We start from the raw sequence: 18,455 nt of genomic DNA on the forward strand, positions 1-18,455 counted from the left end.
GCAATCCGGAAAAGCCATGAACACCACGCTCGAAACGACCGCCAATCCCCGCCCGGAAGAACTCGCCTTTCTCGGTGAACGGCTGACGGCGTTCAACGATAGCGATGTCGGCGCTTCCCAGAGGAAGGCACTGGCCGTTTTCGTCCGCGACGAGGCCGGTGCGATCGTCGCCGGGATCTCCGGCTATACCGCCTGGGGCTGGCTCTATGTGCAATGGCTGTGGGTCGATGAAAGGCTGCGCGGCCGGCACATGGCTGGCCAGATGCTCGAGGCGGCCGAACAGGAAGCCGTGGCGCGCGGCTGCCACGGCGCGTTGATCGACACCTTCAACCCGAACGCCGACAAGGTCTACCAGCGCCAGGGCTATCAGCCGTTCGGCACCCTTGCCGATTTCCCCGTCGGCCGCAGCCGTATCTTCCTGCAGAAAAGGCTGGTTGCGTGATCAGCCTGCCAGTTTGCCGCCGCGCATCGGCTGCGGCGCACCCGTCGTGCTCGGGAAACTGATCGGCAGGCCACGCAGGACGCGGACCGCGAGGAAGGCGAAACACTCCGCCTCCACTGCGTCGCCACTCCAGCCGAGGCTTTCGGCCAGCACCACCTCGACGCCAGCGCGGCTGGCCAGCATGGCCATCATCGTCGGGTTGTGGCGGCCGCCGCCACTGACCACCAGCTTCTTCGGCCGGCTGGGCAGGAGGTCGAGCGCCTTGCCTACGGCGCCGGCCGTGAAGGCGGTGAGCAGGGCGGCGCCATCCTCGGCATCGAGGCCGTCGGCCATGGCGGCGCCGAAATCGAAACGGTCGAGCGATTTCGGATAGGGCTTGCTCAGATAGGGATGCTGCAACAGCTTGGCGAGCCGGGCTTCATCCACCTTGCCCGCGCCGCCCAGCGCGCCGTCGCGGTCCATTTCGCCGAGCCCTTTCGACTTGATGAAATCGTTGAGCGGCGCGTTGGCGGGGCCGGTGTCGAAGGCGATGACATTGTCGGCGCCGTCCCACCAGGTGATGTTGGCGACGCCGCCGAGATTGAGCACGGCCACTTCGCCACTGGCGCCGGCGCTGCGCATCAGCGCGGTGTGATACGCGGCTGCCAAGGGCGCGCCCTGTCCGCCGGCGCGCATGTCGGCCGAGCGGAAATCATAGGCAACCTTGGTGCCCAATATCTCATGCATCAGCTCACCATCGCCGAGCTGCCGGGTCTGGCCGAGCCGTCCGACCTGCGGCGCCCGATGCAGCACGGTCTGGCCGTGGAAGCCGACGACGCCAATCTCGGCCATCGTCATGCCGTGGCCCTCGACCAGTTCCTTGACCGCCGCCGACTGGGCGCGCGTCAGCGCCTCTTCGGCCTTGCGGAAGATCGCCGGTTCTGGCCCGGTGAAATTCCAGGCCCTGGCCGCCGTCAGCGTCTCTTCCAGCAAGGAGCGGATCGATTGGGGATAGGGCATCAGCCGGTAGGTACCGAAATCGTCGATCCGCTCGCCGTCGGTCTTGATCAGCGCCACGTCGATATTGCCGTCAAGTACGGTGCCGGTCATCAGGCCGACGGCCCAGATTGGTTCCATGGTCCTAGTCCCTGTTGATGAGATCGCCGACCGCCTGCCGCAGCGAAACGATGCCGCTGTCGAAATGACGTGTCGGATGAATGCGGTTGGTGAGCAAGGTCCATGCCTTGCCTCTGTCGAAGTCGATCCACAGCCCGGTGCCGGTAAAGCCGGTATGGCCGATCGTTCCCGGACCGCACAGCGCACCGCCGGACCACCCTTCATAAGGGCATTCCCAGCCATGGGTGCGGGTGGCCGACAAGGGCGTACGCATCAACGCGATCGAACGCTCAGATGCGCCGGTGCCGTCCAGCAGCGCTTGCGCGAAATCGAGCACCGAAGCGGCCGTGCCGAACAGGCCGGCATGACCCGCACCTTGCAGGGCCGAGCAATTGTCGTCGTGCACCTCGCCCGACAGCACGCGATGGCGCCAGGTGCAGTCCTCGGTCGCGGCGGTGGCATCGGGTTCAGCGAACCAGGCAAAACCCGGCCCGGGCTCCATGTCGCGGATGCTCTTGCCCGACAGCCGCTCCAGCGCGAAGCCGAGCAGGATGAAGTTGATGTCGGAATAGACGGGATCACGGGCGCGCCATTCGCGCTGCAGGATGAAGGCGCGCAGCAGTTCGGGATCGCGTCCATAGGTGTAAATCGGCTCGACGGCAGGGAAGGGCGTCTGGTGGCCGAGGCACTGGCGGAAGGTCACCTTCCGCTCCCAGGCGTTCGCGTCATACTGGCGAAGGTCGGGAAGCAGGGTGATCAGCGGCGCGTCGAGATCGATGGTGCCGTCCTGCGCCAGCGCCAGGATGCGTGGCGTGGTGAAGATCACCTTGGTCAGGGACGCCAGGTCGAACCAGGTGTTTTCCCGCATCGGCCTGACCTTGGGCACGAGCTGTGCCGAGCCAATTGCGCGGACGATGCGTTCGCCACTTTTGTCGACAATGCCGAGCACGCCGCCGGGGATACACTTGGCCGAGACGGCCGTTGCCAAGGGCGCGAATGCGCGATTGAAGATCTGGGCGAGGTCGCTCAATGCCGGCCTCCTTCGGAGAAGTAGCGCTCTACGGCGCCCCCCTCTGTCCTGCCGGACATCTCCCCCTCTAGGGGGGAGATTGGCAGTTCGTGCGCGGCGCCAGCCCTCAGACGTTGGAGATTGGCGAAAGCCGTGACGGCATCCGATCTCCCCCCTAGAGGGGGAGATGCCCGGCAGGGCAGAGGGGGGCGCTGTCCCGCTGACATGTCTAGGTTTCCATCCTCACTTTGTGATCCGCCCCAAACTTCTCCCATTTCGCCGGCGCCGGTTCATACCCCTGCGGCCTGACCAGCGAAGGGACCTGACGCGTGTCGATCTCGAAATGCTCGTGCCGACGATCGATCGCCGGAACGGCTGATATCAGCTTCTTCGTATAGGAATGCCTCGGCTTCGACAGCACGGACTGCGCGTCGCCGATCTCGACGATCTGGCCGGCATAAATGACGGCGATGCGGTGCGCGATCCGTTCGACCACCGCCATATCGTGCGAGATGAACAGATAAGCCAACCCAAACTCGCGCTGCAGGTCGACCAGCAGCTCCAGCACCTTCGCCTGCACCGAGACATCGAGCGCCGAAACCGCTTCATCGAGAACGACCACGGACGGGTTGAGCATCAGTGCGCGGGCAATACATAGCCTTTGCCGCTGGCCGCCGGAGAATTCATGCGGATAGCGCTCGAGGCTGTTCTTGGGCAGGCCGACGCGTTCGAGCAGGCTCGCCATCCTGGCCCGTGTTTGGGCATCCACCCGCCCACCGGTGGCGATGACCGGCTCGGCGAGGATGCTCTCGATGGTGAGCCTCGGGTTGAGCGACGCGTAGGGGTTCTGGAACACCATCTGCACGGGCTTGGCACTGCGCTCCGCCGACGCCATTCGGCTGGCGACGGAGAAATTGCCACGCGTCGACCGCACCAGCCCCAACACCGCCTTGGCGGTGGTGGATTTGCCCGAGCCGCTCTCGCCGACGATGGCCAGCGTCTCGCCTTGCATCAGGTCGAAGTCGACGCCGTCGACGGCATGCACCGCGCCGGTCGCGCGACTGAAGAAACTGCTCTTGAGCGGAAACCGCACCACGAGCCCATCGACCTTCAAGGCCGGCTGCGTGTTCGCGCCCTTGTCGCGCAGCCCGTCCGCGCGCGTGGCCCGACCGCTGGCGAAATGCGGCACGTCCTGCAGCAGATGCTGCGTGTAGGGATGCTGGGGGCTATCGAGGATCTGGTTCAGTTCGCCGTGTTCCACGGCCTCTCCGTTCTGCATCACCATCACCTTGTCGGCGATGCCGGCGACCAGGCCGATATCGTGCGTGATGAAGATCATCGACATGCCGCTTTCGCGCTTCAGCTCGGCCAGCAGCGCCATGATCTGTGCCTGCACCGTCACGTCGAGCGCCGTCGTCGGCTCGTCGGCGATCAGCAGGCGCGGATTGCAGGCGAGCGCAATGGCAATCATCACCCTTTGCAGCATGCCGCCGGACAGCTGGTTGGGCGTGTATTTCAGCCGTCGCGCGGCATCGGGAATGCGCACGCGGTCGAGCGCGTCCCTGGCTGCCGCCGTCGCTTGCCGGCCCGTCAGCCCGCGATGCAGCCGGAACGATTCCTCGATCTGCGTGCCGATGGTCAGCACCGGGTTGAGCGACGTCATCGGTTCCTGGAAGATCATGCCGATTTCGGCGCCGCGAATGCCGGTCAGTTGTGGCTCGGTTGCGGTCGCCAACTCGAAGATGGTCCCATCGGCCCGCTTGAGCTTCATCGAGCCGCCGGTGATGCGGCCGCCGCCGAAGTCGACGAGCCGGTTGATCGACAGCGCGGTGACGGATTTGCCCGAGCCGCTCTCGCCGACAATGGCCAGCGTCTCGCCGTCGGCGACATCGAAACTGACGCCGCGCACCACTTCGTTGGCCTGGGGATTGCGGCCGAAGCCGACGCGCAGGTCTAAAACCGAGAGGAGCGGGGTCATGCCAACGCCCTTCGCATCTTCGGGTCGAGAATGTCGCGCAAGGCGTCGCCCAGCAGGTTGAAGCCGAGGATGCTGATCATGATCGCCAGGCCGGGGAAGATCATCAGCCAGGGCGCCGTCTCCATCAAATTGCGGCTGTCGCTCAGCATCAGGCCGAGCGAGGCGGCGGGCGGCTGCGTTCCGAGGCCAAGGAAACTCAAGCCGGCTTCCGTCAGCAGCGCCCAGGCGAGCGCCAGCGTCACCTGCACGGTCAAGGGCGCCACAAGGTTGAGCAGCAGATGCCGCGTCACGATGTAGGACGAACTGCTGCCGAAGGTACGCGCCGCATCGACGAACTCGCGTGTCTTGAGCGACAGCGCGGGGCCGCGAACCACCCGCGTGAAGATCGGCGTGTAGACGATGCCGATGGCCACCACGCTGGTCCAGGTGCCCGGCCCGGCAACGGTAACGATGAGCAGCGCCAGCAGGATCGCCGGGAAGGCCAGCAGCACATCCATGACCCGCATCACCACGCCGTCCCAGCGGCGGCCGAGCCAGGCGGCGGCAAGCCCCAGCACCGTGCCGGCAAGGGTGGCGAAGGCAACCGAGAAGAAGGCGACCGTGAAGGACTGGCCGATGCCCGCCATCAGCCGGCTGGCGACGTCGCGGCCGAACAGGTCCGTGCCCATCCAGTAGCCGGCGCTCGGCGCGTGCAGACGGTCGATGCGGTATTGCGTGATCGGATTGTGCGGCGTCAGCCCGAGCAGGCCAAGGATGGCGAGCAGCAGATAGACGCAGACGATGCCGCCGCCGATGCGGCCGCTGCCATGCCGGAAGACGGCGCGCAGGATGCGCATCACTGTTCCCCAAGCCGGATGCGCGGATCGAGCGCGACATAGGCGAGGTCGACCAGGAGATTGACGATCATGAAGTTGAAGGCGATGAACAGCACGCTTCCCTGCACCAGCGCGTAGTCGCGCTGCAGGATGGCGTCGAGCACCATGCGCCCGAGGCCGGGCAGGGCGTAGATCTGCTCGACGATGACCGCGCCTCCCAGCAGATAGCCGAACTCGATGCCGCTCAGTGTCACGACCGGGATCAGCGCGTTGGGCAAGGCATGCCGCCAGATGACGCTGCGCGCCGAGGCGCCCTTGCTGCGCGCGGTTCGCACATAATCGTCGCTCAGCACGTCGAGCATGGCGGAACGGGCTATGCGGGTGACGGACGCCGCGAAGGCGAAGCCGAGCGTGATGGCGGGCAGGATCAACTGGCTGAGATTGCGCAAGGGATCCTGCCAGAGCGGCGCGAATTCCCCCATCGCCGGCAGTACGCCGAAGCCTGCCGAAAGCGTGTAGATGATCAGCAGTCCAAGCACGAAGCTCGGCGTCGACTGGCCGATCATGGCGACGATACGCACGCCGAGATCGGACGGCTTCTCATTGTGGGTGGCCGCGTAGATGCCCGCGGGCATGCCGACGGCGAGCGCGATGACCATCGACAGCAGAGCCAGTTCGAGCGTCAGCGGGAAGCGCTCGAGGATAACGTCGAGAACCGGCCTGCCATAGGTGACGGAGATGCCGAAATTACCGTGCAGGATGCCACCGACCCAGCGCCAGTACTGGATGAACCAAGGCTGGTCGATGCCGAAATAGGCGGCGAGCGAATCCCGCTGTGCCGGCGTCAGCAGGCCGGCTTCGGTGCCCAGCATCGCCGTGATCGAATCGCCGGGCACCATCCTGATCGCGACGAAGACCAGGATGGACACGCCAAGCAGGACGAGAGGAAACGTCGCCAGCCGTCGCAAGAGATAGTCCACGCGAAGAAGTCCTCTCGTCCAATGCCTCCGGCGGCTACTGCTGGATGGTAACCTTGCTCAGGCTGAACAGCGTGCCGGTCGGCGTCGGCACGAATCCGGCGATGTTCTTCTGCTGCGCCGTGTAGCTGTAGGACGTGTAGAGCCAGATCCAGGGCGACATCTCGGCGAGATGCTTCTCGAACGCGGCGAAGATCGCCTTGCGTTTGGCCGGGTCGGTCTCGGCGCGGCCCTGCTGCATCTGGCTGTCGAGCGTGTCGTCGATGTAGTTCGACACCTTTTGCAGATTGCCAGCCTTGGTCCAGTAGCGGTTGTACATGGTGTAGGGGTCGGCACGGCCGCCATTGAGCGCGATCGCCATGTCGAAATCGCCCTTCAGCCAGGCGTCGACATAGACGTTGAGCTCCATCATCTTGATGTCGAGCTTGACGCCGATTTCAGCGAGCTGCGACTGGATGACCTGGGCTTCCGCCGCCGCCGTCGGCGGCTCGCCGGTGGCCCCGATCACGGTCGCCGAAAAGCCGTCGGCAAAGCCGGCCTCGGCCATCAGCTTCTTGGCCTTCTCGACATCGCGCTTGTAGCAGAACAACTGGGTCGGATCGGTGGCGCGCGCCGGGATGGTCAGCGGCCCGGTGACTTTGCCTTCGCCGAGCGAAGCGGTGTCCAGCACCTCCTGCCGGTCGATGGCGCATGAGATCGCCTGGCGCACCTTGAGCTCCGTCATCGGCTTGCGCGACGGATTGAGCTGCAGAACGTGATAGGCCAGCACCGGCACGCGGTTGAGCTGCAGGGTGGGTTCTTTCGGCACCAGCGTGGCGACGAGCGGATCATTGAGCAGGGCAAAATCGATTTGCTTGGTACGCATGGCGGCGAGGATCGCCGCTTCGTCCGGCAGTACGCTGATCTCGATGCCGTCGACGCCGGTAGCACCCCCGGCCCAGTCCTTGTTGGCGCTCAGAACTTCCTTGGCGTTGGGGTCCCATTTGTCGAGCTTGAATGGACCGGAACCGACCGCCTTGGTGCCGATCGAACCGGCCTTGATCTCGGTCGCCGGAACGATGGCCGCGTTGACGTCGCTCATCGCCGTCAGGATCGGCACGTCGGGCTGCGAGAGATGGAACACTACGGTCGCCGCATCCGGCGTGTCGATGCTCGCGATAGACAGGAAGTTGGCGCGGGCGGCGGCACCCGTCTTCTCGTCGAGGATGCGCTCGAAGGAGGCCTTGACGTCGGCGGAGGTCACGGCCGTGCCGTCCTGGAATTTCGCCTTGGGATCGAGCTTGAAGGTCAGCTCCTTGCCGTCCTTGGAGAACTCCCAGGAGCTGGCGATGGCGGGGATGATCTGCAGGCTGGCATCGACCCGCACCAGCGGCTCGTAGATCAGCTCCAAAAGCCGCAGCGACGAGAACGCCGTCTGCTTGTGCGGGTCAAGCCCGGTGGCGTCCTGCGACCATGCCATGTGCAGCGTCGCCGCCTGCGTCGAAACCGTCGCGATGCCCAGCATCGCGCCAAGGGTAATGCCCGAAAGCAGCCTTCTTGTAAGATGAACCATTCTCGTCTCCCACTATTGAACTCGATGCCTTGCAGTTTCCGTCGGCCGCTTCCATGGCACACATGCTTTGGAGTATCGGCCCAGTCTATGCGGCTTGACGCCGTCTTGTCCCATGCGGCTTCTTGCCGTCATGTCTAAAGCGGCTTTCAGCCGTCATGTCCCGGGCGGCCTCAGGCCGCTTCGTCGCCGATCGCCTTTCGCAGGAACCCTCCGGCCTTGAACAGCGCGGCCCGCGCCGCTTCGACGTCGAGGCCGGTAATGGTCACCAGGATCGCCAGCTTGACGTCATTGCCGGTCCGGTCGAGCGCCTGTCGCGCCTGCGGCGCGGTGCAGCCGGTCGTCTGCATGACGATCCTGATCGCCCGGGCGACCAGCTTACGGTTCGACGGGTTAAGGTCGACCATCAGATTCTGGTAGCTTTTGCCGATGCGGATCATCGAAGCCGTGGTCAGCATGTTGAGCACCAGCTTCTGCGCGGTTCCCGATTTCAGCCGCGTCGAGCCGGTGAGCACTTCGGGGCCGACGACGGGCGAGATGGCGATGTCGGCGATGCCGGCAATGGTCGATGCCGGATTGCAGGACAGCGCGACCGTCGCCGCGCCCAACTGCTTGGCATAGGTCAGGCCGCCGATCACATAGGGCGTGCGCCCGCTGACCGCGATGCCGACCACCACGTCATCGGGTGTGAGCCCGATGTCCTGCAAGGCCTTGGCGCCCATCTTCGGGTCATCTTCGGCGCCTTCCAGCGAGCGCACCAGCGCGTCGGATCCACCGGCGATCAGGCCGACGACCATGCCTTCGGGTACGCCGAAGGTCGGCGGGCATTCCGAAGCGTCGAGCACGCCAAGCCGGCCGCTGGTGCCGGCGCCGATGTAGATCAGCCGCGCGCCTTTCTGGAAGGCGAGCACGATGCGATCCACCGCGGCGGCGATTTCCGGCATGACCTTTTCGACGGCCGCCGGGACAAGCCTGTCCTCGTCATTGATCCTGCGCAGGACGTCGATGGTCGGCAACAGGTCGATGTCGACGGTCCTTGGGTTCCGGCCTTCGGAAACCAGCCGGTCCAGCTCAGACATCAACCCTTGCTCGGTCATTCCAGCGCTTTCAAAATCATGCTGCACGGCGTCCGGCACCGCTCGACGGGCGGAGCGCGTCCGGATCCTGGGTCCGTCATCGCAGTTTTCTTTGTTAACTTTTTAGAATTCAATATTCACATCGTCAATCGAATTTTGGAATATTTTATTCCTATCTTGTCGACCTATCCTCCGCCAACCGACCTCTTGGCAAGAATGATCGCGCCGGACACGGCGTCGCCGTCGGCGGGCTTCAGGCGGCGGCGCACGTCAGGGGAGAGCCAGGGTTCGAGGGGGCTGGCGAGGCCGCCGAGCAAGGTCACGCGCGGCGCGCCTTTTTCGAACAGCACCCGCACCAGTGTGTCGATCTGTTCGGCGGCGCTTTGCACGATGCGGCGTCCGACAGGGTCGCCCTGGTCGGCATGGCGCATCACCATGGGTGCAAGCGCGGCATAGTCCGTCGCGCTGGCGCGGTCCATCCAGGCGACGGCCTCCATCGGGTCGCCGGCGAAGCGCTGCATGACCTCCGCCAGCAACGCGGTCCGTTCGTGCCGGCCGTCATGGGCGCGCAATGCCAATTGCACGGCTTTCAGTCCGAGGTCGGCGCCGCTGCCCTCGTCGGAGATCGGAAATCCATAGCCGCCGGCGCGCAGGTCGCGGCCCTCGACAAAGCCAAGGCCGATCGAGCCTGTCCCGGCAATGACGATGGCGCCGTCCTTGCCGGAGTGCGCGCCAAGGCAGGCGCCGACGCCGTCGCTGACGAAATCGGTGCTGGCAAAGGGATGCGCGATTGCCCGCAGCGCCTCCAGCGCGCCCTTGCGGCCGATACCGGCAAGGCCGATGCCGGCATGGATCCGGGCGGTCTCGGCTGGCGCGAAACCTGCTTCCTCGACCGCTGCGCCGAAGGCTTTCGCGATCGAGGCCCAGGCTGCCTCGATACCGAGCCGCGTCGTCGCCGGGCCGGACAGGCCCTGTCCCAGCACCACGCCTTGCGCGTCCTCGAGGCGGGCGCGGCAACCGCTGCCGCCACCATCGACGCCGAGGAAATAATGCGCCTCGGTATTCATGCGCCCAGCCGCTCGATGTCGGCGCCGCAAAGGCGCAGCTTGCGATCCAGTTGCTCATAGCCGCGGTCGAGGTGATAGACGCGGTTGATTGTTGTCTCGCCTTCACTGACCAGCGCCGCCAGCACCAGCGACACCGAAGCGCGCAGGTCGGTGGCCATCACCTGCGCGCCATGGAGCTTCGCGCCGCCGCGCACCAGCGCCATGGTGCCTTGCAGCTTGATGTTGGCGCCGAGCCGCATCAGTTCGGGCACATGCATGAAACGATTCTCGAAGATGGTCTCGCGCAGCAGCGACGCACCCTCCGCACAGCACATCAGCGCCATGAACTGCGCCTGCAGGTCGGTCGGAAAACCGGGATAGGGTTCGGTCGTCAGGTCGGCGGCCTTGAGCGGCCGGTCGCGCGACACGATCAGGCCGCGATCGCCCGGCCAGACACTCACCCCCGTCGCCTCCAGCAATTGCACCACCGAGGCCATGTGTTCGAGCCGGGCATGGGTGAGTTCGAGCTGGCCGCCGGTGATCGCCGCGGCGATCGCATAGGTGCCGGCCTCGATGCGGTCGGGGATGATGTCGTGCCTGGCGGCGTGCCAGCTGGTGTCGCCCGCAATCAGGATGCGGTGCGTGCCGGCGCCCTCGATGCGCGCCCCCATGGCGTTGAGGCAAGCCGCGAGATCGGCCACTTCGGGTTCGCGCGCGGCGTTGAGGATTTCGGTTTCGCCCTTGGCCGTGGTCGCCGCCATCATGGCGGTTTCCGTCGCTCCGACCGATGGCGAGGGGAGCACGATGCGGGTGCCGGTCAATCCGTTCGGCGCTGAGGCAACGATCAGGCCGTTCTCGATGGCGATCCTGGCGCCGAGTGCGGCGAGTGCGGCGACATGCATGTCGACCGGCCGCGCGCCGATCGCGCAGCCGCCCGGCAGCGAAACCCGCGCATGGCCGAACCGCGCCAGCAACGGCGCCAGGACGAGCACCGTCGCCCGCATCTTCCGCACCGTGTCGTAGGACGTCTCCTTGGAGACGGCGGCACTGGTGTCGATGGTCGCGGCATGGGCGGACCGCGTCACGTCGGCGCCGTGAAGCCGTACCACACCGAGCATGTTTTCGACGTCGGTCACATCGGGCAGGTTGGTCAGTTCGAGCGGGTAGGGGCTGAGCAGCGAAGCCGCGATCTGCGGCAAAGCGGCATTCTTGGCGCCCGATATGGTGACCGCGCCTTGCAGTCTCTGTCCGCCGACGATCCGCAATCTGTCCATGACTGAAACCTTGATGATGAGGGCCACGCCCGGGATCTGCCTGGGAAAGCCTGCTCCGAATCCCGGATATTGATCCGGGTCGAGTTGAGAATTAATTCTGCGTTCTTGGCTGTCAATCGAAATTGGAATAATTTATTCCTCGTCTTGCAAGTCTGAACAGCGAGGAATTCCCGTGTCCGTCCTAAGCAGGATCAATGCGAAGCTCGACGGCATGGCGCCCGGCGATCGCGAGATCGGCCGGTACATCGTCGACAATCCCGACCAGATGCTGCGCCTGTCGACGGCGGCGCTCGCGGCCGAGATCGGCCGCAGCCAGTCGAGTGTCGTCAAGTTCAGCCAGAAGCTCGGCTATGCCAGCTACCAGGAGCTCAAGCTCGCCGTCAGCGAGGCCAAGGCGCAGGACTGGCAGGTGCCGGCCGGTGTCATCCATGGTTCGATCGAGGTCGGCGACAACTTTCCGGTCATCCTGAAGAAGCTGATCGGCAGCAAGCTGCTGTCGATGCAGCAGACCGTCGCCGCCAACAGCGAGCGCGTCATCTCGCGGACGCTGGAACTGCTGGATGGCGCGCGCCGCATCCATCTGGTCGGCGTCGGCGCCTCCTCGCTGGTGGCGCGCGACTTCTCCTACAAGCTGATGAAGCTCGGCCGCAATGTGCTGCACGACAGCGACAGCCACATCCAGATGGCCAATGCCGCGACGCTCGGGCCTGGCGACGTGCTGTTCGCGATCTCCTATTCCGGCGCCAGCATCGAAACCTTGCGCATCGCCGAACTTGCAGCCAAGCGCGGAACAATGGTGATCGCCGTCACCGGCCTGCACGACAATCCGCTGAGCCGGGTCGCCGACATCCGCCTCTACACCATCGCCGACGAGGAGCGAGCGCGCTCCTCCTCCATCACCGCGCGCGACGCGCAGCTCACACTAACCGACCTGTTGTTCATCCTGTTGGTGCAGAGGCAGCCCGACGCCAACGACTATGTCCACAACAGCGAGGCGGCGGTCTCGGTGCTGAAGGCCGGATGATCGCCGTAAACACTCAGACGCTTTCGAGATAGGTCTCGATCTCGAAGTCGCTGACGTTGAGGGCAAAGGTGTTCAACTCCTGGCGTTTGCAGGCGACAAAAGAGTCGCGCAGGATCGCCGGGAAGATCTCCGCCACATGCGTTCCACCTTCGAAAGTGGCGATCGCGGAGGCCCAGTCCGGCGGTAGCTTGGCTGGCGCCGCGCCTTGGCCATCGCTCCCGGTAGGCTCGCCCGGCGACATCTGTCTTTCGATGCCGATCAGGGCTGCTCCCAATATGGCGGCAAGCACCAGATAGGGATTGGCATCCGCCCCCGACACGCGATGCTCGATGCGGCGCGCCCCGGTCGGGCCGCCGGGAATGCGGATCGCGACCATGCGGTTCTCGTAACCCCAGGCGACCGCGGTCGGTGCATAGGAGCGCGGGCGAAGGCGGCGATACGAATTGAAGTGCGGTGCGAAGACCAGCGTGCTCTCGGCCATCGCCGCCAGCAGCCCGCCGACCGCGTTGCGCATGGTTTCGGAGCCCTGATCAGTGCCGTCGTCGAACACGTTGCGACCGTCGGCGTCGACCAGGCTGAAATGGACGTGAAAGCCGTTGCCGGCCCGGTCGCCATAGGGCTTGGCCATGAAGCAGGCGGCAAAGCCATGCTTGCGGGCAATGCCCTTCACCGTGCGTTTGAACAACACCGCATCGTCGGCCGCCCGCAGGGCGTCCGCGACATGGTTGAGGTTGATCTCGAACTGGCCGACGCCGTTTTCGGCAATCGCCGTGTCGACGGGAATGCCTTGCGCCCGGCAGGCCTCGTAGACGTCGTGGATGAAGGCCTCGAAATCGTCGATCTCGTCGATCGACAATGCCGCGTCGGAATCGAGACGCCGCCCGGTGACCGGCGAGACAGGTCCGACCGGCCGCTGCGACTGCGGATCAACCAGATAGAATTCAAGTTCTGTCGCCGCGACCGGGGTCAGGCCGAGCGCCTTGTAACGGTCGAGGATACGGGCCAGCGCGCGCCGGGGATCGCCGAGATAGGGCGCTCCGCTCTCGTCGGCGAGCCAGAGCGGGACGAGCGCCGTCGGATGCGCCGTCCATTCCACCGGCAGAATGCCGCGTCCCGTCCATTGGCAAAGGCCATCGGCATCGCCGGTCGAGAAGACCAGGCTATTGCCTTCGATGTCCTCGCCCCAGACATCGAGCCCGATCAGCGAATAGGGCATGCGCAGCTTGCCCTCCAGCGCCTTGCGGGCCTGCTCGACCGGGATGCGCTTTCCCCGCATGATGCCGTTGAGGTCGCACACTGCGGCCCTCAGGCTCTGGATGTCGTTTCGGCTCTCGAGCCAGCTCAGAACGTCCGCAATTGCATCGCTCAATTTCCGTTACCTCTGGTTCCCTGCGGTGCCGCGCCTGAGGCGGCCACCCTATTTCACGACAAGACGGCTGATGAGTTCATGAAGACATCTCCGACATCAGTCGGAAGAATTTCCCTCATTTTTTCAGATCATTAGCCGGGATATCGGGAGGCATTTCAGGAACCAATTGCGCGATCTGCGATCGCAACATAGCGGCAAGGCAAGGGAAAGCCAAGTGGCATCTGGTGACGGGTCCAGGAGACACCGGTCTAGCTCCTCGCTTCCGGAAACCTGGCCTGCCGCAGGATATGCGCGGCGCCCTCGTCGATGTCGCGAACGATGGCCACGCGCGCCCGCGCGCCGTCCTGTGCCTCGATCGCCGCGACGACTTCCTCGTGATAGTCGATGTCCAGAATGGAGGAGAGGTCGTCCTCGAACCCCATGGCGAGGTTTCGGAGAAACGGGCCGACCTGCATCCACACCGTCTCGATCAGGAAGATCATCTGCTCGTTGCCGCAATGACGATAGATCGAGAATTTGAAATCGTGGTTCTTCCTGAGATAGTCGCCGATGTCGCCCTTGCGGGCGGCCAGGGTCAATTCCGCGCAATGGCGTCGGATCGCCCGCAGATTGTTGCCGTTGATCAGTTTTGTCGCAAGCTCGGTCGCCGGGCCTTCGAGGATCGTGCGCACGGCGGTCAACTGCGAGAACCTTTCGGCCGAGATCACCGGCACCTCGACGCTGCCGTTCGGCATCGGGGTCAGCGCCCGCAAGGCCTGCAACCGCATGAAGGCACTGCGCACCGGCATGTCGCTGGTGCCCAGTTCCCTGGCGAGCTTGCGCGAGGTCAGCTTCTGGCCGGGCAGGAATTGCCCTGACATCAAAGCCCGCACGAGCTCCAGATAGACCTTCTCGTGCAAGGGCACGGTGTCGACGGCGGTCAAACCGAAATGTGTTCTGTCGGCCATTGGCGGGGGCGTTGCTTCATGCGTTCTGAAATTGACCTGACGACACGCGCCGCGGACAAACCTTGAGCCGGGCACGGCGGGAACACCCAAGCCGCCGATTGATCATGCATGATAGACGCTTCGGTCGTTGCGCGGCAAGCCAACTGGCCCAACCGGCGCGGTGCGGTGGGTTGCCTTCCTTTCCGGGCTATCGATCCGCGGCCTGCCGGCTCTTTTCCGCCGCCAGATGCGTCAGCAAATTCTTGGTGATCCGGCCGACGTCGTTCATGGCATCGCCCGCCGGCAAGGCGCCGCACCAGGCGACCGAACTCGCGCAGAAGATCAGGCCGCCCGAAGACAGATGGCGCAGCGTCATCTCCGCGCAGCGGCGGCCGTCGCGCTCGCTTTCACCTCCCTCGTACCAACGGGTGGCATCATGGACGAAGCTGTCCGGGAAGCCGGTCGCGCGGGCAATGACCATGGTGTCGGGGGACGTGCCCAGATGCGGATCGGTGGCATCGACTTCGTAGCCGGCGGCGCCGCCAAGCACGATGCCCTCGTCGCCGAAGGTCTCGCTGGTGACGCCGTCGAACAACCACGCGGCCGAGGGTTGATGGCTTTCCGGCGTGCGTGTGAAGGGTCGCGCGCCGTCAAAACCCATCAGCGAGATCGCGACGCCGGTCAGCGAGAATTCACCGCGCCCACTGGCGCGCAGATCGCCGCCCGGCTGGTTGGTGATCGACAGTGACTGTTCGGCGATGGGGCCGTCCCAGGTCCGACCCGCCTCGAGCGGCGAGCGGCGCAGTTCCATCAGATCGTCCTTGAATGCGACCTTGCCGGCAAAGCCATTGCCGCCGAGATAGGCGATGCCGCCGCCCGCCGCCGCGAACTGGCGCAGCGCATGCTCCATCTCGACCGACATATATTCGGGATGGCTGCCGGTGATGACAGCCTGATAATCCTGCAGGCCGGCAAGGCCCCGCTCATGCAGATCGCGGTCGGTGATGAGATCGAAGGCAATGCCGTTGCTGTGGCAGAAGCGCAGAAAGTGCAGGTCGACCGGCAGATTGTGCGGGCAGCCGCACAGCGGATAATTGTAGTCGTCGCGCAGCGTCGCCTTCGGCTTCCTGGTGGAACAGATAGACACGCCGCTGAGATCGCTGTGGTAGTCGTAGAGCGACTTCAGATTGTTGTCGATCGCGAAGCGATGGCCGCGATCCTCGCACATCCATTCGTAGAGATGCGCTGGCAGGAATTCATCGGCATAGGCGAGATAGGTGGCCGTCGGCACCAGGAACAACAGCGGCGCCCGGCGCACCGACGAAGTGATGAAGAAGACGACGCGCTCCGATCCTTCATCGTGACCGACCTCGAAGGCATAGACTCCGGCCGGCGCCTCGGCGGGAACCTGTAACTGGTAGGAGGCGGGCCACTGCAACGCGCCCATGTCGTCGTCGTGGCAATGCACGGCGTCGTAATGCGCCGGCACCAGGCGGGGGTCGAAACTCGACCCGTCCCAGCGCCGCGAGGTCATGCAGAAAGCGGGCTGGTTGATCGTTTCCAGCAAGAGGACGCGATCGGCGCCTGTCGAAGAGAGCGGGCCGCTCGGCAGCAGGGTGGGAAACGCCCAGGCGATGCGACCGGCCGCGGTTCGCAGCGCGATTGCCGAGAACTTGGCGTTGAGCGACCTCAGGTCGTTTGCCGCGCTGGTCCCGAAGACCATGTCTCCGGACAGGGGCCGCCAGGGCAGGTCGAATTGACGATGCAGGCGAAACGGCGACAGGAGATCGTCCGAGCCGATGCGCAACACGGTCACGCCGTCGTTTGACGAAATCTCGACCATGAGCCAGGTGTTTGCCGGCAAGGCCACGTCGGTTTCGAGCGGCTTGCCGTCGTGGCCTGACGTCAGCCGCCCGTCCTGCAAGCCCAGGCGCAGGTTTCCGCTCTCGAACAGCACGCGGGCGCCATCGTTGCGCGTCAAATACACTTCGAAGGCGACGCCTTCGATCTCGGTGGCCTTGCCCAGTTCCGCCGCCGCGATCTTCAGGAAGGATCCGTGATCGAAATCGCGGTGGGACACGGCATTTCCCGTCGGCTCGACGCGCCAGCCCATCGGCTCGGCCGCGGGAGTATCGAGCCGCACGACGTGCACGTCGCGTAGCTGCCGCGACGACGAGACATGAAGGGCGACCGGTGTTCCGGCCGCTGTATGCCAGGGAACGGTGTAGCCTGAGACGGCCATGGCGCCGTGATCGACGGGGCGTTTCATCGCCGCGAAAGTCCGCGCCGCCATCCCGGCTGACGCAATCTCATGGCTGGCAAACTGGACAACTCTTTCATGCCTTTTTGGGTTCTGGAAGGGAGATATACCCCTCCAGCTTTGATTGATGTCGAACTCCGCAGAGATCTCGTCCTGGCCATTGAGACGATCGGCAAAGGCGGGCTCCGCCCGGCCATCGCCAGGCATCCGTCGTGGCGCCTGATCCGCGACGACAGTATCGCGATCACCCGGGACCGGACAATCGCGTTCTCGCAGGTCGGCCTCTTCATCACAAAACTTGACCCTCACACACTTGCACGTGCGGCCGCTCTCTGGCTCTTTGGGGTACCCATCCGAACGGACTGATTCGCGTCATGCCGCTCGATTGCAATGTCCTACGGGCAGTCTGCTTGTGGGTCGTGAAGCGCACGCAATTGGCGAAGGAGAAGCAGGCATGGCCGAGTTCAAGAAGCCGGAAATCTCCGAGATGAGACCCAAGATCACCGTTATCGGCGTCGGCGGCGGTGGCGGCAACGCGATCAACAACATGATCGTGGAACAGCTTCAGGGAACCGAGTTCATTGCCGCCAACACCGATGCCCAGGCGCTGACCATGTCGAAGGCGACACGGCTGATCCAGCTTGGCGCGCACGTCACGGAAGGCCTCGGCGCCGGCTCGTTCCCCGAGATTGGGCGTGCCGCGGCCGAGGAATCGCTTGACGAGATCATGGATCATCTGGCCGGCACCCATATGTGTTTCGTCACCGCCGGCATGGGCGGCGGCACCGGAACCGGTGCTGCTCCTATCATCGCCCAGGCGGCGCGCAAGGCCGGCATCCTCACGGTCGGCGTCGTCACCAAGCCGTTCACCTTCGAGGGCAGGCGCCGCATGCAGATGGCCGAAGAGGGCATCGAGCGGCTGCGCGAGGCCGCCGACACGGTGATCGTGATTCCCAACCAGAACCTGTTCCGCATCGCCGATGCCAAGACCACCTTCGCCGACGCTTTCGTGATCGCCGACCGGGTGCTTTATTCCGGCGTCAGCTGCATCACCGACCTCATCGTCAAGGAAGGCCTGATCAACCTCGACTTCGCCGACGTCAAATCGGTGATGCGCGGCATGGGCCGCGCCATGATGGGAACCGGCGAGGCGTCCGGCGACGGCCGTGCGATGAAGGCGGCGGAAGCCGCGATCGCCAACCCGCTGCTCGACGAAATGTCCATGAAGGGCGCCAAGGGCGTCCTGGTGTCGATATCGGGCGGCAGGGACATGACCCTGTTCGAGGTCGACGAGGCGGCCACCCGCATTCGCGAGGAAGTCTACGAGGACGCCGACATCATCGTCGGCGCCATCTTCGACAAGAGCATGGAAGGCCGCTTCAGGGTCTCGGTGGTGGCGACGGGGCTCGATCGTTCGCTGGCCGAGGCGGAGGTCCATGCCGATATGGCGCGTGACCATCCAGGCCACGCGCCGACACGAATCCTCCAATAGAATTTATTGGCGGGTCTCGCCAATATCGCCTTTTTGCGTGCGCAGCGGGCTGGTAGAGACAATCGGCACGCAGCGCCTGTATTGATCTCCAGTCCGCCGCTGCTACAAGAATCCGTCACAGAC

At 64.8% G+C, this 18,455-nt stretch carries 16 protein-coding genes; 4 read left to right on the forward strand and 12 right to left on the reverse strand.

The features are described from left to right. Positions 1–16: 16 nt before the first annotated feature. Positions 17–442: a GNAT family N-acetyltransferase gene (locus EN861_RS19965; RefSeq protein ID WP_127278729.1), complete on the forward strand. Its 426-nt coding sequence runs from the start codon at positions 17–19 to the stop codon at positions 440–442. Here the strand turns inward: EN861_RS19965 and EN861_RS19970 are convergent, their stop codons facing one another. The 9 genes from EN861_RS19970 to murA form a co-directional block, all read right to left on the reverse strand. Then, positions 443–1,558 carry an anhydro-N-acetylmuramic acid kinase gene (locus EN861_RS19970; RefSeq protein WP_127278730.1) on the reverse strand — a complete coding sequence of 372 codons (1,116 nt, stop codon included), beginning with the start codon at positions 1,556–1,558 and terminating at the stop codon, positions 443–445. A gap of 4 nt (positions 1,559–1,562) precedes the next feature. Next, positions 1,563–2,567: a serine hydrolase gene (locus tag EN861_RS19975; protein ID WP_127278731.1), complete on the reverse strand. Its 1,005-nt coding sequence runs from the start codon at positions 2,565–2,567 to the stop codon at positions 1,563–1,565. Positions 2,568–2,775: 208 nt separating this feature from the next. Next, positions 2,776–4,524 carry an ABC transporter ATP-binding protein gene (locus tag EN861_RS19985; protein WP_127278732.1) on the reverse strand — a complete coding sequence of 583 codons (1,749 nt, stop codon included), beginning with the start codon at positions 4,522–4,524 and terminating at the stop codon, positions 2,776–2,778. Next, on the reverse strand, positions 4,521–5,360 hold the full coding sequence (locus EN861_RS19990) for an ABC transporter permease (RefSeq protein ID WP_127870608.1): 840 nt from the start codon (positions 5,358–5,360) through the stop codon (positions 4,521–4,523). The genes EN861_RS19985 and EN861_RS19990 overlap by 4 nt, the downstream gene beginning before the upstream one ends. Continuing rightward, positions 5,360–6,319 carry an ABC transporter permease gene (locus EN861_RS19995; RefSeq protein ID WP_127278733.1) on the reverse strand — a complete coding sequence of 320 codons (960 nt, stop codon included), beginning with the start codon at positions 6,317–6,319 and terminating at the stop codon, positions 5,360–5,362. Before EN861_RS19995 ends, EN861_RS19990 begins: the two co-directional genes overlap by 1 nt. 34 nt (positions 6,320–6,353) lie before the next feature. Further along, positions 6,354–7,868 (reverse strand): ABC transporter substrate-binding protein, encoded by a 1,515-nt coding sequence (locus tag EN861_RS20000; RefSeq protein WP_135865180.1) that lies wholly within the window; start codon positions 7,866–7,868, stop codon positions 6,354–6,356. A gap of 170 nt (positions 7,869–8,038) precedes the next feature. Continuing rightward, the gene (murQ, locus tag EN861_RS20005; protein ID WP_127278084.1) at positions 8,039–8,962 is read right to left on the reverse strand and encodes an N-acetylmuramic acid 6-phosphate etherase; all 924 of its coding nucleotides are present in this window, start codon (positions 8,960–8,962) and stop codon (positions 8,039–8,041) included. Positions 8,963–9,126: 164 nt separating this feature from the next. Further along, positions 9,127–10,008, reverse strand: a complete 882-nt coding sequence (locus tag EN861_RS20010) for an N-acetylglucosamine kinase (protein ID WP_127278083.1) — start codon at positions 10,006–10,008, stop codon at positions 9,127–9,129. Continuing rightward, positions 10,005–11,261 (reverse strand): UDP-N-acetylglucosamine 1-carboxyvinyltransferase, encoded by a 1,257-nt coding sequence (gene murA / locus EN861_RS20015; protein WP_127278082.1) that lies wholly within the window; start codon positions 11,259–11,261, stop codon positions 10,005–10,007. Before murA ends, EN861_RS20010 begins: the two co-directional genes overlap by 4 nt. Positions 11,262–11,433: 172 nt before the next feature. On the opposite strand from murA, the gene EN861_RS20020 reads away from it, so the two are divergent. Further along, positions 11,434–12,285: a MurR/RpiR family transcriptional regulator gene (locus EN861_RS20020; protein WP_127278081.1), complete on the forward strand. Its 852-nt coding sequence runs from the start codon at positions 11,434–11,436 to the stop codon at positions 12,283–12,285. A gap of 13 nt (positions 12,286–12,298) precedes the next feature. On the opposite strand, the gene EN861_RS20025 is transcribed toward EN861_RS20020, so the two are convergent. From EN861_RS20025 to EN861_RS20035, 3 genes are all read right to left on the reverse strand, one after another. After that, positions 12,299–13,654 carry a glutamine synthetase family protein gene (locus tag EN861_RS20025; RefSeq protein WP_127278080.1) on the reverse strand — a complete coding sequence of 452 codons (1,356 nt, stop codon included), beginning with the start codon at positions 13,652–13,654 and terminating at the stop codon, positions 12,299–12,301. Between the two features lie 248 nt (positions 13,655–13,902). After that, positions 13,903–14,601: a GntR family transcriptional regulator gene (locus EN861_RS20030; RefSeq protein WP_127278079.1), complete on the reverse strand. Its 699-nt coding sequence runs from the start codon at positions 14,599–14,601 to the stop codon at positions 13,903–13,905. Positions 14,602–14,788: 187 nt separating this feature from the next. Continuing rightward, positions 14,789–16,849: a N,N-dimethylformamidase beta subunit family domain-containing protein gene (locus tag EN861_RS20035; RefSeq protein ID WP_127278078.1), complete on the reverse strand. Its 2,061-nt coding sequence runs from the start codon at positions 16,847–16,849 to the stop codon at positions 14,789–14,791. Between the two features lie 42 nt (positions 16,850–16,891). On the opposite strand from EN861_RS20035, the gene EN861_RS20040 reads away from it, so the two are divergent. Both EN861_RS20040 and ftsZ read left to right on the forward strand, forming a co-directional pair. Next, entirely contained in the window at positions 16,892–17,206 is a 315-nt protein-coding gene (locus EN861_RS20040) for a hypothetical protein (RefSeq protein ID WP_127278077.1), read from the forward strand. An 88-nt stretch (positions 17,207–17,294) separates the two neighbouring features. Then, a complete protein-coding gene (gene ftsZ, locus EN861_RS20045; protein WP_135865182.1) occupies positions 17,295–18,332 on the forward strand; it encodes a cell division protein FtsZ in 1,038 nt (345 codons plus the stop codon). The last annotated feature ends 123 nt before the right edge of the window (positions 18,333–18,455 follow it).

The sequence above is a fragment of the Mesorhizobium sp. M8A.F.Ca.ET.218.01.1.1 genome (assembly GCF_004791165.1).
Classification (GTDB): domain Bacteria; phylum Pseudomonadota; class Alphaproteobacteria; order Rhizobiales; family Rhizobiaceae; genus Mesorhizobium.